The sequence below is a fragment of the Colwellia sp. BRX10-9 genome (assembly GCF_014077405.1).
Classification (GTDB): Bacteria; Pseudomonadota; Gammaproteobacteria; order Enterobacterales; family Alteromonadaceae; genus Colwellia_A.
Window position 1 is genome coordinate 1 of record NZ_JACGVV010000162.1, and the last position, 227, is coordinate 227.

1 pseudogene is annotated in these 227 nt (G+C 41.9%); it reads right to left on the reverse strand.

Features of this window, described 5'->3' with window-relative positions:
- A pseudogene (locus H4J69_RS19850) lies at window positions 1-227 on the reverse strand (transposase); the annotation flags it as partial.

A 227-nucleotide genomic window follows, 5' to 3' on the forward strand; every position in this document is an offset into this window, starting at 1 on the left:
GCATTTATCTTCTTTATTGGCTTGTCGAGCAATAGGCTCGTTTAATGCCCGCATATACCAACTGATATCGATTAAGCGCTGTTTATAGACTTGTGCTGTTTCTTCAACCATTTCCATTTCGAATGTCGTTAATGATTGCTCTTGCTGATATTGACGGGTTAATAGGGTGCCTTTGAACAACTTATGCCAACGGGACAGTACCTCTAGCGTCGTCCAGTTGTTAGCTT